Below are 14395 nucleotides of genomic sequence, written 5' to 3'. Positions count from 1 at the left end.
GTATACCATGCTATGGAGCGCCAAGAACCTTGTCAATCGCCTATGGAATCTGTTTTGTGGCTGCGCGAGGAGGCAGAGAGAAATGTCAGACGATACGCTGCGGATCGACCGCTCTGCCAAGACATTGCGGACGCTGGCGCTGGAGCGCATGCGCGAGGCAATCATGGGCTTCCATTTCCAGCCTGGAGAAAGGCTGGTCGAGCGGCCGCTTTGCGATCAGCTCGGGGTCAGCCGTTCCGTTGTGCGCGAGGTCCTGCGGCAACTGGAGACGGAAGGCCTGGTGCAGATGATACCGGGCCACGGACCCGCCGTGGCCAAGCCGGACCTTGGCCGAACCGACGAGATCTATGAATTGCGGGCACTGCTGGAAGGCATCGCGGCGCGGGCCTGCGCGACCTCCGCGACCGAGGAGCAGATCGCCCTGCTCGACGGCGCCTTTGTGAAACTTCTTGAAGCCTGGGCGTCAGGGGAGCCGGTCGAGGTGATGCGGGCTACGGCGAACTTCTATGAGAAGTTCTTCGACGCTGCCGGAAAGCGCATCGCCTGGGAGATCGTGCAGGGATTGAATGTCCGCATCAATCAACTGCGCTCGATGACCATAAGTTCGACCAATCGCCGGGAGCCGGCGATAGCCGAAATGACCGCGATCATGGACGCCATCAAGTCGCGCGACCCTGACAAAGCCGAGGCCGCCGCCCGGCATCATGTCGAACAGGCCTGGTCCATCGCGCAGAAATTGCTGCGCTCGAGATGACCAGCCGTCTGTCATGAGGACCATGCGATAATTTGTCGACAACCTAGCCTGTGGACGCCGCGCGATCCGTCAGTCTCGGCGCTTGGGGAACGGCATGCATGCGCCACCGCATGTAAGCTTCGGTTCCCTGCGCTGGAATGGCGCTAGGGCATGATCCAATCCATCAAGGTTGCCGTGATCCCGACCGATGCCGTAGACAGGCGGCCGTAACGACGTTTTCCAGTGGTGGAGAAGAAACACATGTCGGACCAGATGAAGACCATCTCCGTTGCCAAGTCGCACGGCGGTGTGCAGGGCGTCTATTCCCACGCCTCGGATGCCTGCTCCTGCGACATGATTTTTGCCGTCTTCGTGCCGCCCCAGGCCCGTGAAAAGCCTTGCCCCGTCGTGTGGTACCTCTCCGGCCTCACCTGTACGCATGCCAATGTCATGGACAAGGGGGAATACAGGCGGATGGCCGCCGAGCTTGGCCTGATCGTCGTCTGTCCCGACACCAGTCCGCGTGGCGCCGATGTTCCCGACGAGAAGGACAATTGGCAGTTTGGCAGCGGTGCTGGCTTCTACGTCGACGCGACGCAAGCGCCCTACGCCACGAACTACCGCATGTATTCCTATGTGACCGAGGAATTGCCGGCGTTGATCGCGCGGGAATTTCCGGCCGACATGGCGCGCCAGGCGGTTTTTGGCCATTCCATGGGCGGGCATGGCGCACTGACCATAGCGCTCAAGAATCCCGGGCGCTTCAAAAGCTGCTCGGCCTTCGCGCCGATCGTGCAGCCGAGCATCGCCGGCTGGTCGCGCCCGGCCTTCGAAAAGTATCTCGGCGCGGACGAGACATCATGGCGGGGCTACGATGCCACCTGGCTCATCGAGGATGGCCACCGCTTCCCGGAGTTTTTCGTCGATCAAGGAACGTCGGACGGATTTCTCAATGACGGGCTGAGGCCCTGGCTTCTGGAAGCGGCCTGCGCCAAGGCCGGCATTGCGCTGACCTTGCGGATGCAGGACGGCTACGATCACTCGTATTTCTTCATCTCGACATTCATGGAAGACCATCTGAGATGGCATGCCCAGAGATTGTCCTAGAGATTATCCCCGAGATTGTCTGGCTAGCCTCTTGGCACCGGGCACGCTGAACCAAGGAATAACCCCGAGCGGGTCTAATCCCGTAGCAGGTCGAACATCAGCTTGAAGAAACGGTCCGCATCGACCTCGTGGGCGATCCGCGCATTGTCCTTCTCGCCGCGCTCGCCCCAGAAATCGGCGACCGTCGCGCCGAAAGCATAGGTGCCGGACAAATCGACGCCGATATGGGCGGGACGCGTGCGCACCAGTGTCGGGTCGATGGCGAGCGCCAGCGCCAAAGGATCGTGCATGGCGCCGCCGACGCCCATCGAGTTGCGGTGCAGCTTCTCATAGAACAGCAGCCAGTCGTTGACGAGCTTGCCGAGCGGCGTGTCGATTGTGGCAAGTTCGGCATATTGCGGTGCTTCGATCAGCACCTGCATGGTGACGTCGAGGCCGACCATCAGGATCGGCACGCCGCTGTCCAGCACGATCTTCAGTGCTTCCGGGTCGCAGAAGGCATTGAACTCGGTCGGCGTGATGATCTCGCTCTTGCGGTAGAAGACACCGCCCATCCAGATCAGTTCCTTGATCTTCGGCAGCACGTCGCGGTGCTTGAGGATCATCAGGCCGATATTGGTCAGCGGGCCGGTGGCGACGATCAGGATCGGCTCGGGCGCGGCGCGGAGCTTGTCGGCCAGGAAATCGACGGCGTGCCGGTCGATCGGCTTGATCGTGGCCTGCGGCAAATAGGGCGAACCCTCGAGGCCGCTTGGGCCATCGGCGGTGCCAAGCACCAGCGGCCGCGCCAGCGGACGATGGCAGCCCTGCGCCACCGGCACATCGCCGGCACCGATATACTCGAGGATGCGAAGCGCGTTGGCCGTCGTCTTCTCGACCTCGGCGTTGCCGCAGGTCGTGGTGACGCCGAGTAGCTCGATGGCCGGCGAGCGATGCGCCATGACCAGCGCGATGGCGTCGTCGTGGCCAGGGTCGCAGTCGAACAGGATCGGTGTTGCAATGGTCATGTTTTCCGTCCTCACGCCGCTTGCTCGTATCGCGCGATGGTTTGCTTGAAGAGGTTGAGGAAGCGGCGGCCGTCGAGATCGGTGCAGATCCGCGTGGTCTTCGGTCCGCCGCCGGGCAGCAACTGCCGGCCGCGATGGGCAACGGTCTGTCCACGCGCGAGGCGCCCGTCCAGCACGACATCGACGAAGAGCGGCTCGGTCATGGTGGCAAGGCCAGGATCAAAGGCCAGCGCGACGGTGATGACGTCGTCCATCGGGAAGCCGACAAGGTCGAAGAACTCGCGCCAGATGTCGATATAGATCGGGAAACTGTCGGCGATCATCTCGAAGACCGCGTTCTTACGGGCGATTGCCCGCATGTCGGCGATGTCGTCGCGCGTCAGCATCGAGGCGGCGACGCGGTTATCCTCGCAGATGTCGAGCGGCACCAGGATCTTGTCGACATCGGCATTGAGCACGATGCGTGAAGCTTCTGGATCGGCCCAGATGTTGTACTCCGACAGCGGCGTGATGTTGCCGGGCGTCTGGAAGTTGCCGCCCAGCACCAGCAACCGCTTGAGCGCGCCCGTCAGGCGCGGCTCCTGCAGCAGCGCCATTGCCGCATTGGTCAGCGGCCCCGTCGTCACCAGTGTGATCTCGCCGGGATTGGCCATGACGGTCTCGATGATGAAATCGACGGCATGTCCTGGCGTTGCTTGGCGGGACGGAGGCGGTGCCGGCGGATTGAATTTCTTCAGCCGGTCGCCGAAGCGGGCAGCGAGCCGCTTTTCGAAATGAACAGGCGCTTCCATGTCGGCCTTGGCATTGCCGACGATCGGCCGCCACGCGCCGGCGTGGACCGGGATGTCGTCGCGCCCGGCAAGCGTCAGCGTGTTGAGGACGACATTGGTGACCTGTTCGATGGGGCCGGCCGCACCGGTCACGGTGGTGACGCCTTCGAGCCGGACATTCGGGTTCGCCGCGGCAAACAAAACGGCGAGGATGTCGTCGCCGGCAGAATCCACGTCGAGGATTATGCGTTCCATGAGGGTTCCTTCATTGGGGATTTTTGTCGACCGGAGCGCTGTTCCTGTCCACCGACAGAAGTTTCTGCATCGATGCCAGCGTCTCCTTGATGATCCTTGGCCGCGCCCGGTAGGACAGTGCGAACAGCGCCGTCAGCGCGACGACGTAGGGCACGGTAAGCACCAGATAGGACGGGAACCCGAACGTCTGCAGACGCAGCGAGAAGGCGTCGGCGAAGCCGAACAAAAGGCAACCGGCCAGCACCTTCAGCGGATCGCCGTTGGAAAAGATGAGGATCGCTACCGCCATGAAGCCACGGCCTGAGGACATGTTCTCGGTGAACATGGTGATGTAGCCGAGCGACAGATGCGCGCCGGCGAGCCCCGCAAGCAACCCGCACAGCAGCGAGGCGACGTAACGGACGCGGGTGATCGAGATGCCGAGCGCCTCGGCGGCTTCGGGTTTTTCACCGACGACGCGGATATAGAGCCCGAGCCGGGTGCGGCTGTAGAACAGCACAAGCAGAGGCACCGCGATGAACGCGACATAGACGATCGGCGTGAAACCCGAGATCAGCGGCGCCCACGAGCCGAGCACCGCCTGGGCGCCGGGTATCTGCACCTTGGGCAGGCCGACGATACCATGGCCGACGATCGATCCGCGCGTGCCGAAGATCGCTTTCATCAGCGAGATCGTCATGCCGCCGGCGAGGATGTTGAGGGCCAGCCCAACGACCACTTCATTGGCCCGGAACGTTACCACCAGCACGGCAAAGGCGAGCGCGAAGGCAAGTGCGGCGGCAACGCCGCAGGCGACCCCCGCGAATGCCGAACCTGTCCAGATCGAGCCGATGACGGCGAAGAAGGCGCCTGCCAGCATCTGCCCCTCGAGGCCGATGTTGAAGATGCCGGCCTTGGTGGTGAACGACCCGCCAAGCGCGACCAGGAGAATGGGCGCGGTGGTGCGCAGCGTCGCCGCTATCAGCGCGACGTTGACGAGCTTGTCTAGAATTTCCATCGCCGCTCCCCCGCCTGGCTGTCGCCGCGGCGTCTGACCAGAACCTGCGCCGACACGCTGAGGATGATCAGCGCCTGGATCACGGTGATGATTTCGCGCGACGCGGTGGTGTCGACCTCGAGCAGCAGCGATCCGCTGCGAAGCGCGCCAAAGAACAGCGCCGTGACGATGGTGGCGACCGGCGAGCCGTTGGCGAGCAACGCCGCGATCAGCCCGTCGAAACCGAAACCCGGAGCAAAGCCCTCCATGAATCGGTGATGCACGCCAAGGGTCTCGATGCCTCCGGCCAGTCCACCGACGGCGCCCGAAAGCAGCAGCACCACGAAGCCCTGCCGTTTCACGTTGACGCCGCCATATTCGGCGAACTTCGGCGCGGAGCCGACCATCGTCACGCCATAGCCCCAACTGGTGTAGCGGAACACGAGCGCGACACCGAGCGCCAGCAGCAGGCCGATGACCAACCCCCAGTTCAGCCGCGAGAATGAAAAGATCTCCGGCAGATAGGCCGTTGCCAGGATCGGTGGCGTCTCGGACCAGCCGCCGGGCCGTTTGAACAGGAAGATGGTGAAGTAGGAAGTCAGCAGGACCGCGATATAGTTCGACAGGATCGTCGAAACGACTTCGTTGGTGTTGTAGCGGGCCCGGAAATAGGCGGGGATGGCGACCCAGGCCGCGCCCGCGACGACAGCAAGCGCCAGGGCCGCCAGCGTGTGAATGCCCGCGGGCAGGGAAAAGGAGAAACCGACCCAGGCGGCGGCAAATCCGCCAAGGAACAACTGCCCCTCTATGCCGACGTTGAACATGCCGCCGCGCAGCCCGATGCAGGCTGCGACACCGCAAATCAGGATCGGCGTCGTCTGCAGCAACGTGCCGGCGATCTTTTCCTGGTCGCCGAAGGCGCCACGCAACAGCGTCATGAAGACACGGACCGGGCTCTCGCCGACCATGAGGATGATGACCGCGCCCATCAGCAGGGCCACGCCTATGGCGATGATCTGGCCGGAAAAAGCGCGCAAACGGTCAGTCATTATGCGGACTCCATCTGCGGCGAGACACCCGCCATCATCATGCCGATCCTGTCTTCGTCGGCATCGTCGCCGGCAACTTCGCCCATGATGCGCCCGTTGAACATCACCAGGATGCGGTCGGCGAGGGCGGCCAGTTCGTCAAGCTGCACGGAGATCAGTAGGATGGCACGGCCGGCCGCGCGCTGGCGCATGATCTCGTCATGGATGGCCTCCTGGGCGCCGATGTCGACGCCGCGCGTCGGCTGGTCGATCAGCAGGAAGTCGGCGCCATTGGTGAATTCGCGCGCCAGCACCACTTTCTGGATGTTGCCGCCCGAAAGCCGCTTGACGGCGTCTCCTGATCCCTGCGCGCGGATGTCGAAGCTCTTGATCAGGGCGTTGGCGCCCTGGCCGATGGCCTTCCAGTTGAGGACGCCCTTGTTGGACCACGGCGCACGATGCTGGCGGCCCATCAACGTGTTTGCCGCGATCGACGCATTGCGATCGACCCCGCGCACCATGCGGTCGCCCGGAACATGGGCAAGGCCGGCCTCGCGAATTGCGGCGGTGGAGAGCGTGGTGAGATCCTGGCCCTTCAACCAGGCCCCGCCATGGCTTGCCGGCCGCAGGCCCGAAAGCACCTCAGCCAGTTCCGTCTGCCCGTTGCCGGCGACGCCGGCTATCCCCACCACCTCGCCGGAACGGACAGCAAAGCTTGCACCACGAACAGCCGGCAGCCGGCGATCGTCGCGTGCCCACAGATCCTTGACGTCGAGGACCACGTCGCCATGCAGCGCCGCGCGCGGCCGCCGGTCGAAACTGACCTCGCGGCCGACCATCATGCGCACCAGCTCGTCCTTGCTGAGTTCCGACGTCGGACGGGTCGCCACCTTCTTGCCGTTGCGCAGTACGGTCACCGTGTCGGACACCTCCATCACCTCTTCCAGATGGTGCGAGATGAAGATCACGGTCATGCCCTCGGCGACGAAGCTGCGCAGCGTCTGGAACAGTTCGCGGCTCTCTTGCGGCGTCAGCACGGCGGTCGGCTCGTCGAGGATGATGGTGCGGGCGCCGCGCACCAGGACTTTCAGGATTTCGATGCGCTGCTCGATGCCGACCGAGAGCAGCCGGACGCGCTCGGTTGGATCGACATGCAGTCCGAAGCGCTTCGACAGGTCGCGCGTGCGCAAAATCTGCGCGGCATGGTCGATCAGCCCATGCCGGCGGATTTCCATGCCGAGAAAGACGTTGTCGGCGACCGACAGCGAAGGCACCAGCTTGAAATGTTGGTGCACCATGCCGAGCCCAGCCTTGATGGCGACGGCCGGGTCGGCCACCACCGTGGCCTCACCATTCAGCCGGATCGACCCTTCGTCGGGCTGGAGCAGACCGAACAGGATGTTCATCAGCGTCGTCTTGCCGGCGCCATTCTCGCCGATGATGGCGTGGATTTCACCCCGGCGCACGGCAAGGTCGATACCGTCATTGGCAACGAACGCACCAAACCGCTTGGTGATAGCAGTCAACTCGACGGCCATTGCGGCAGTGCTGTGGAGGGTCGGTGACCCCGGCGCGTTCGACACTATGGCTCTCGTAGATTTGGGGCTCTCGCAGATTGGGAGCTCTGGCAGATTGGACGCTGATCCGCCACGGCAAGCCGCGGCGGATCAGCGTAGCGCTTTCTTGGGAGGAATGCGCTGCTGCTGGCTTACTTCGCCTTGGCGATCACGATCTTGCCGTCGAGGATGCCCTTCTTGATCTCGTCCAGCTTGGTGGTCACGTCAGCCGGGATCTTGGGGGCGATGTCGTCGCAGACCTTGACCTCGACGCCGCCCGAGGCGAGGTCAAACGTGCGGGTGCCCGCGGTGACCTTGCGGCCCTCGACCTCGTCCTTGATCAGCGTGTAGACGGCGATATCGCCGCGCTTCAACATGCTTGCGAGTACGTTCCCGGGCGCCGAGCCGCACATGTCGATGTCGACGCCGATCGAATATTTGTCGACCGCGGCACTTGCCTGCATCACGCCTTCGCCTGTCGGGCCGGCAACGTTGTAGACGATGTCGGAGCCCTGGCCGTAAAGCGCCTGGGCAAGCTCGCTGCCCTTGGCCGGATCGTCGAAAGTGCCGGCGAACACGGAATTCACCTTCACGTCGGGCGCGGCGTATTTGGCGCCCTGTTCGTAGCCGCCGAGGAAGTTGCGGATCACCGGGATGTCGCGGCCGCCGACGAAGCCGATTGCCTTGCCGTCGCCGATCTTGGGAAATTCGCTGCCCTTGGCCTCGATCATGCCGGCCAGCGCGCCGGCGACGAAGGAGCCTTGTTCCTCGGCGAAGTTGGCGTAGATCATCTTGGGGTTGTCGAGCACGCCGTCGATGAAGACGAAGCGCTGGTCGGGATACTCCTTGCTGACCTTCTGCAGCGAATCCACCAGTTCCCAGCCCATCACGAAGATCAGGTCGTACTGCTTGGCCTTGGCGAGGTTCTCGAACTGCTCCTCGTAGTCGAGGGCCCGGTTGCCGGTATCGACCAGCTTGAGGTCGATGCCGAAGTCGGTCTTGGCCTTGTTGAGGCCGTTGACGATCGAAACGCCGAAGCCCTGGGCAAAATAGCCCGAGATGGCGGCCACGGAGACCTTGGTCTGTGCGGCAGCCGAACCCAACGAAACGGCAAGCATCGTGCCTGCCAGGAATAAACTCTTGAGCGCCCTTTTCATGTCATTCCCCTTCAGCTTTTTTCAGCTTTAAAGCCATGCCTTGACCATCCCCCACGTATCGCCGGGACAACGGCGAGTTCGTTGATGGTCATATGAGTTTATGAGCGGCCCGACAGGCTGTCAATCGGCATCCATTGCAGTTTTCCTGGCCGCTCCATTCGCTTGCTCGACGTCGACGCTTGACAAACATCGACGATGGATAATTGTTGATACTCTAACGAGTTTTCATGAGTGACGGGACGAAGGATACGCGCAATGCCAGCTGTGGTGGTCAGAAAATTTCTGGTCCAGGTCGAGGAGATCTTCCATGAGGGCGGGCCGCCCGCGGCACGCCCGCCCAAGCGCGGCGCGATTGTCGCCGTCATCGCCAACCCTTTTGCTGGACGCTACGTCGAAGAGATCACCGGCTTCATGGAGGATCTGAGGCCGCTCGGCCTCGAAATGGCACGGCGGCTGATCGATGCCATGGGTGATGGCGTCGCTGCTGTCGAAGGCTATGGCAAGGGTGCCATCGTCGGCGCCGCCGGCGAGCTTGAACATGGCGCACTGTGGCACAATCCGGGCGGCTACGCGATGCGCGAACTACTCGGCGACGCCAAGGCCATCGTGCCATCGACCAAAAAGGTCGGCGGCCCCGGAACGCGCATCGACATTCCGATCACCCACATCAACGCCTCTTACGTGCGCAGCCATTTCGACGCGATCGAGATCGGCGTTGGCGATGCACCGCGCAGCGACGAGATGGCGGTCATCCTGGCGATGACCACCGGTGCGCGCGTTCATGCGCGGGTCGGCGGCCTGGCTGCAGCCGACATCAAGGGCGAGGACGGATTGCGATGAGCATGGAAATCCGCCGCATCATCACCATCGTCGAGGAAACCCGGATCGAAGGCGGGCGCCCTGTCGACCCGCCGACGCGGCGCGCCGCTTCCATCGCCGTGATCCGTAACCCATATGCCGGGACCTTTGTCGAGGATCTGTCGGCGTTGAGCGCCATTGGCGAGGCGCTGGGCGATATATTGCCCAGGCGTGCCGTCGCTGCCCTCGGCATCGCCGGCGACCAGGTCGAAAGCTTCGGCAAGGCAGCCGCCGTCGGCGCCGACGGCGAGCTCGAACATGCCGCCGCCATCCTTCATCCAAAGCTCGGCGCCCCGTTTCGCGATGTGCTCGGCAAGGGCGCCGCGCTCATTCCCTCATCGAAAAAGCGTGGCGGCCTTGGCGTGCCGCTCGACATTCCGCTTGGCCACAAGGATGCGGCACGGGTGCGCAGTCATTTCGACGGCATGGAGGTTCGCGTTCCCGACGCACCGCGCGCCGACGAGATCGTCGTCGCCAACGCCGTCACCGATTCCGGCAGGCCGCACCCCCGCGTCGGCGGGCTGACCAAGGACAAGATTATCGGCAAGGACGGCGTCAGCTAGGCCGCTCTGACTTCCGGCACCCGCATTGCCGGCGGGGTGTTGCGGCTGCGGCCGGTACGCACCTCGCCATCGATGACGACCATGCCGATGCCCGGCAGATTGCCCAACGCCACGCTGTCGAGCAGCCCGTCGCCGGCGCCGCCCATCGCCTGATCGATGAAGATAAGGTCGGCGGCGCGGCCAACTTCGATGATGCCCCGGTCAGCCAGCCCGCGGACCCGCGCCGTGTTGCCGCTGGCGAGGCAGAACGCCACTTCCGGCGCAATACCACCCAGCGAAGCCAGCATGGTCAGGATCCGCAGGATGCCGAGCGGCTGCACGCCCGATCCGGCAGGGCTGTCCGTGCCGAGGACGATGCGCGAAAGCTCGCCGCGCTGCCTTGCCAGGTCGAGCACGAACAGGCCGGTGCGCAGATTGCCGTTGTGGACAATTTCAAGCGCCCGAGAGCCGTTTTCGCAAATCTGCCGGATCTCGCTTTCGGGCAGAGCCGTCGGCCCGCCATTGACGTGGGCAACGATATCGGCGTCGACCTCCAGCACGACGTCGGCGCCGATGCGGCCGGAGCCGGGCAGGGACGGACCGCCCGTATGGGTCATTGAGGTCATGCCGTATTTGCGCGCCCAGGCGATCATCTGCCTGCCGGTCGGACCGTCCTTGACGCCGCCTAGTCCAACCTCGCCGACGAGCGTCACACCAGCTTCGGCCAAGGTGCGGAAATCGTCCTCTGTGAGGCCGGGCTCAAGGATGGGCGCGCCGGCCAGGATCTTCATCCCGTTGGGACGGAAGTTGGAGAAGGTCCGCTGCGCCGCGATCGCCAGCGCCTTCAGCCCGATCAGGTCGCGTGGGCGGCCGGGCGTGTGGACCTCGCCCGCCGAAATGATCGTGGTGACGCCGCCATGCACGGTCGAATCCATCCAGCCGATCTGGTTCTGCCGGGGCGTCCAGTCGCCAGCCACGGGATGGGCATGGTTGTCGATAAGCCCCGGCGCCACCGCGCAGCCCATCGCATCGATGATAGTCGCCGCATTGCCGCTGTCGACGTCATCGGCCTTGCCAATACCGGTTATGCGCCCGTCGGCCACGACAATGGTGTCGGCGTCGATGATGGGATGGCTGAGGTCGCCGCTCAGCATCAGGCCGATGTTGCGGACGACGAGCGTGTTGGCAGACGACTTGGGGTCGGACGACATCGGTTCTCATTTCTGCTGGTATGGAAAAGGGCCTGGGCGCGGCTTATTTGCCGTTGTCCCCATTCGATGGATCGTCGTCATTGATGCGCTGGAGCAGCCGCAGCAACGTCGCTTGCTCGGTGGCTGACAGAGGCGACAGGAACCGCCGTCCGACCTCGACACTGCGTTCGAGCCGCTCGAGCGTATATTCGGTACCTTTCTCGGTCAGCGCGATCATCGACAGGCGCTGATCGGTGTCGGAAGCGCTGCGCGTGATCAGCCCGTGCTTGAGCAGCTTGCGCATGACGATGCTGATGGTCGACGGGTCCATCGCCGTCAGCCGGCCGAGATGGTTCTGCGAGACTTCGCCATGTTTGAGGATCGTGGCAAGCGCCGCGAACTGGGTTGGCGAAAGGTCTTCGCCAGCCATGACCTGCTGGAAGCGCAGTGTCGCGCGCTGATGCGCCTTGCGGATGACGTGCGCCGGGTGGCGGTCCAACTCGTATCCGGTCTCGGCGTATCGCTCCAGCATCTGCTCGCGGCTCAGCGGCACCGCGCTGCCGCGTTGCCGCCTCGGCGTCTCATCTTTCCCGGATTTCTTTTCGGTCGTCAAACCGGACTCCTATCGCATGTCTTGGATGCCGCTGGCTCTAAAAGGCTCACGCCGCGACGCTCGCCGGCTGCAGCGACGTCCCGTCGCGCAATGCCGCGACGACATCAGCCGAATCGCTGACCACGCCGAAATGCGTCGCTATGTCGTAGAGCGAGCTTTCCTGCTCGCGCGGTCCGGTCGCCGCGCAGCAATCGCTCGGCACCACCACTTCATAACCCTGGAAAAAAGCGTCGTGGACGGTCGATCTCACGCAGATATTGGTGACCACGCCGAAGATGATCAACTGGTCGACCTGCATGTCCTTGAGGGTCAGGTCGAGGTCGGTCTGGAAGAAGGCCGAGTAGCGCCGCTTGATGACGTGGATCTCGTCGTCGCGCGCACCGAGATCCTCGATGATTTCCGGTCCCCAGCTTCCCTCCACGCAATGCGGTGTGCGCTTTACCCATTCACGCTCGCGGCGCATGCCGGGCCGGTGGGCATCGTGAACCCAGATCACCGGCACACCGGCGGCGCGCGCAGCCTCGATGACGGCCAGTTGCGGCGCGACCAGCGTCTCGTATCCAGGCAGGACCATGGCCCCGCCGGGCTTGCAGAATTCATTGACCATGTCGATGACGACAATGGCTGCGCGTTGCGGATCGAGGCGCACCGCATCATCGTGCCGATGCGAGGAAAAAACGTCCACGGCCATGGCGATCTCCTTTGGTCGATCGTTGATGCTCATACAAAAAACCTTGGCGGATGCCAAGTCAATCCCGTTCGACGCAAAGCTGTGCTCTCCGGCCTTGCGCACGCCGCTCCGATAAGCGTATGCGCTATTTGTCCAGTGCGATATGGCCTTGACAAGGGTATGCAATCTTGCGCTCGATTTGTATGACCATCAATGATATTCAAGCCATTGAGCGTGCGAGCCGAGGGCCGTGATTATGAAGACGATTGTCACCGGAGCCAGTGGCCTGCTCGGCCGTCATGTGGCCGAGGCACTGATTGCCGCCGGCCATGATGTGCTGGGCATCGATGCGGTGGCGCCGGTCGGGAGCGCATGGCGTCATGCCACCGCCGACCTGACGGACCTGGGATCGGCGCTTCAACTGGTGCGCGACTGCGATGCCGTCGTGCATGTCGCGGCCATTCCGCGGCCGACCGGTCGGGCCGGCGGCGAGGTGTTCAGGACCAACGTCGCGACCGCCTACAATGTCGTCGAAGCTGCGGCCCTGGCTGGCATCGGGCGCTTCGTCTATGCCTCCTCCTTCAGCGTCTTCGGTTATCCCTTCTTCGAGAAGGCGGTCATTCCGCCCTATCTGCCGGTCGACATGAACCATCCGGTCGGTGCGCAGGATCCTTACGGCTTGTCGAAGTGGCTGGGTGAGGAAATCGTCGACGCGGCGGTGCGCCGCGGCGCTTTTTCGGCGGTCAGCATCCGCATGCCGTGGATCCAGACCCCGCAATCCTTTTTCGCCGGCGTCGGCCCGCGCCGCGCCACCGCCGACAGTGCCCGCGACCTGTGGAGCTATCTCGATGCGCGTGATGCCGGGCAGGGCTTCCTGCGGGCGCTCGAATGGCAAGGCGGCGGCCATCTGCGGGTCCTGCTCAGTGCCGCCGACACCTTCATGGAAGAGGAAACCGAAGCGCTGGTCCGCCGGGTCTATCCGGGGGTCGCCCTGTCGCGGCCAATCGCCGGTTTCGGCGCCGTGCTCGATACGGCCCACGCGCGCGCGACGATCGGCTTCGCGCCGGAGCACTCATGGCGTTCCTATCCAAAGCCGGAGACCCAGGGATGAAACGGTTCGACCAGAAGACGGTCCTCGTCACCGGCGGCGCCGGCGCCATTGGCAGTGCCGCGGTCCGGCGTTTCCGCGACGAAGGCGCGCGGGTTGCCATTGTCGACCGCAACGGCGCGGCGGCCCGGCAACTGGCCAGCTCTCTCGGCGAAGACACGGTCGCCATCGAAGCCGACGTCACCGATGAGCAGAATGTGCGCAACGCCGTCGAAACGACCGTCGAGGCATTTGGCGGCCTGGACGTCGTATTCAACAATGCCGGGATTTCGGGCGCCGTCGCTCCCGTGCATGATTTGCCGGTCGAGGACTGGGACACCATCATCCGCATCAATTTGCGCGGCATCTTCCTCGTCCTGCAGGCCTCGCTCCAGGCCATGATCAAGGCCGGAGCCGGCGGCTCGATCGTCAACATGGGTTCGTCCATGGCCGGCTCGGACGTGCTTTCGGGCGGCGCCGGTTATGTCGCTTCGAAACATGGCGTCGTCGGGCTGACGCGCGTCGCCGCGCTCGATGCCGCCCCCTACGGCATACGCGTCAACGCCATTTGCCCCGGCGTGATCGAGACGACGCTCGGCGTGCCGGCTGCAGGCGACGGCGATTTCAAAAGCAGCGTCCAGCATTTCGCCGACCGGATCCCCCTGCGCCGCATTGGCCAGCCGGAGGATGTCGCTGCCGCGGTGGCCTTCCTCGCTTCGGACGAGGCAAGGCATGTGACCGGCGTCGACTGGTTGATCGACGGCGGTCAGACCTTGCAGAGCTGGGCCAACGCGCCGGCCGGCGGCGCGTTTCCAAAGTATCGCTAGGGGTCGCCGCAAATTCCCG

Annotated in this window: 15 protein-coding genes; 6 read left to right on the top strand and 9 right to left on the bottom strand. The window is 63.9% G+C overall.

Going from position 1 to position 14395, the window contains the following annotated elements:
• The first annotated feature begins 82 nt into the window (after positions 1 to 82).
• Positions 83 to 754, top strand: a complete 672-nt coding sequence (locus FJ978_RS16025; RefSeq protein WP_140572878.1) for a GntR family transcriptional regulator — start codon at positions 83 to 85, stop codon at positions 752 to 754.
• Positions 755 to 994: 240 nt separating this feature from the next.
• A complete protein-coding gene (gene fghA / locus FJ978_RS16020) occupies positions 995 to 1840 on the top strand; it encodes an S-formylglutathione hydrolase (protein ID WP_140572877.1) in 846 nt (281 codons plus the stop codon).
• A 74-nt stretch (positions 1841 to 1914) separates the two neighbouring features.
• On the opposite strand, the gene FJ978_RS16015 is transcribed toward fghA, so the two are convergent.
• The 6 genes from FJ978_RS16015 to FJ978_RS15990 all read right to left on the bottom strand — a co-directional run bounded on the left by FJ978_RS16015 (position 1915) and on the right by FJ978_RS15990 (position 8589).
• Positions 1915 to 2847: a nucleoside hydrolase gene (locus tag FJ978_RS16015; RefSeq protein ID WP_140572876.1), complete on the bottom strand. Its 933-nt coding sequence runs from the start codon at positions 2845 to 2847 to the stop codon at positions 1915 to 1917.
• An 11-nt stretch (positions 2848 to 2858) separates the two neighbouring features.
• A complete protein-coding gene (locus FJ978_RS16010; protein ID WP_140572875.1) occupies positions 2859 to 3872 on the bottom strand; it encodes a nucleoside hydrolase in 1014 nt (337 codons plus the stop codon).
• 10 nt (positions 3873 to 3882) lie between these two features.
• Positions 3883 to 4869 (bottom strand): ABC transporter permease, encoded by a 987-nt coding sequence (locus tag FJ978_RS16005; RefSeq protein WP_140572874.1) that lies wholly within the window; start codon positions 4867 to 4869, stop codon positions 3883 to 3885.
• On the bottom strand, positions 4857 to 5897 hold the full coding sequence (locus FJ978_RS16000) for an ABC transporter permease (protein ID WP_140572873.1): 1041 nt from the start codon (positions 5895 to 5897) through the stop codon (positions 4857 to 4859). Before FJ978_RS16000 ends, FJ978_RS16005 begins: the two co-directional genes overlap by 13 nt.
• Positions 5897 to 7414, bottom strand: a complete 1518-nt coding sequence (locus FJ978_RS15995) for an ABC transporter ATP-binding protein (RefSeq protein WP_246678145.1) — start codon at positions 7412 to 7414, stop codon at positions 5897 to 5899. Before FJ978_RS15995 ends, FJ978_RS16000 begins: the two co-directional genes overlap by 1 nt.
• Positions 7415 to 7584: 170 nt before the next feature.
• Positions 7585 to 8589, bottom strand: a complete 1005-nt coding sequence (locus FJ978_RS15990; protein WP_013897008.1) for a BMP family ABC transporter substrate-binding protein — start codon at positions 8587 to 8589, stop codon at positions 7585 to 7587.
• 255 nt (positions 8590 to 8844) lie between these two features.
• Here FJ978_RS15990 and FJ978_RS15985 point away from each other — a divergent pair, with 255 nt between their 5' ends.
• The gene (locus FJ978_RS15985) at positions 8845 to 9429 is read left to right on the top strand and encodes an amino acid synthesis family protein (RefSeq protein WP_013897007.1); all 585 of its coding nucleotides are present in this window, start codon (positions 8845 to 8847) and stop codon (positions 9427 to 9429) included.
• Entirely contained in the window at positions 9426 to 10010 is a 585-nt protein-coding gene (locus FJ978_RS15980) for an amino acid synthesis family protein (protein ID WP_140572871.1), read from the top strand. The genes FJ978_RS15985 and FJ978_RS15980 overlap by 4 nt, the downstream gene beginning before the upstream one ends.
• Here the strand turns inward: FJ978_RS15980 and FJ978_RS15975 are convergent.
• The 3 genes from FJ978_RS15975 to FJ978_RS15965 are packed head-to-tail and all read right to left on the bottom strand — an operon-like array spanning position 10007 to position 12483.
• A complete protein-coding gene (locus FJ978_RS15975) occupies positions 10007 to 11200 on the bottom strand; it encodes an amidohydrolase family protein (protein ID WP_013897005.1) in 1194 nt (397 codons plus the stop codon). The two genes, FJ978_RS15980 and FJ978_RS15975, sit on opposite strands and share 4 nt — an antisense overlap.
• A gap of 43 nt (positions 11201 to 11243) precedes the next feature.
• Positions 11244 to 11792 carry a MarR family winged helix-turn-helix transcriptional regulator gene (locus tag FJ978_RS15970; RefSeq protein WP_013897004.1) on the bottom strand — a complete coding sequence of 183 codons (549 nt, stop codon included), beginning with the start codon at positions 11790 to 11792 and terminating at the stop codon, positions 11244 to 11246.
• Between the two features lie 46 nt (positions 11793 to 11838).
• Positions 11839 to 12483, bottom strand: coding sequence for an isochorismatase family cysteine hydrolase (locus FJ978_RS15965; protein ID WP_013897003.1), 645 nt, complete (start codon positions 12481 to 12483; stop codon positions 11839 to 11841).
• 235 nt (positions 12484 to 12718) lie between these two features.
• On the opposite strand from FJ978_RS15965, the gene FJ978_RS15960 reads away from it, so the two are divergent.
• On the top strand, positions 12719 to 13573 hold the full coding sequence (locus FJ978_RS15960) for an NAD(P)-dependent oxidoreductase (protein ID WP_013897002.1): 855 nt from the start codon (positions 12719 to 12721) through the stop codon (positions 13571 to 13573).
• On the top strand, positions 13570 to 14376 hold the full coding sequence (locus FJ978_RS15955; RefSeq protein ID WP_140572870.1) for an SDR family oxidoreductase: 807 nt from the start codon (positions 13570 to 13572) through the stop codon (positions 14374 to 14376). The genes FJ978_RS15960 and FJ978_RS15955 overlap by 4 nt, the downstream gene beginning before the upstream one ends.
• The last annotated feature ends 19 nt before the right edge of the window (positions 14377 to 14395 follow it).

Origin of the sequence: Mesorhizobium sp. B1-1-7 (assembly GCF_006442705.1) — a bacterium.
Taxonomy (GTDB): Bacteria; Pseudomonadota; Alphaproteobacteria; order Rhizobiales; family Rhizobiaceae; genus Mesorhizobium; species Mesorhizobium opportunistum.
The sequence above is the reverse complement of the archived record's forward strand: the minus strand, read 5'-3'. Positions and strand labels throughout refer to the sequence as shown.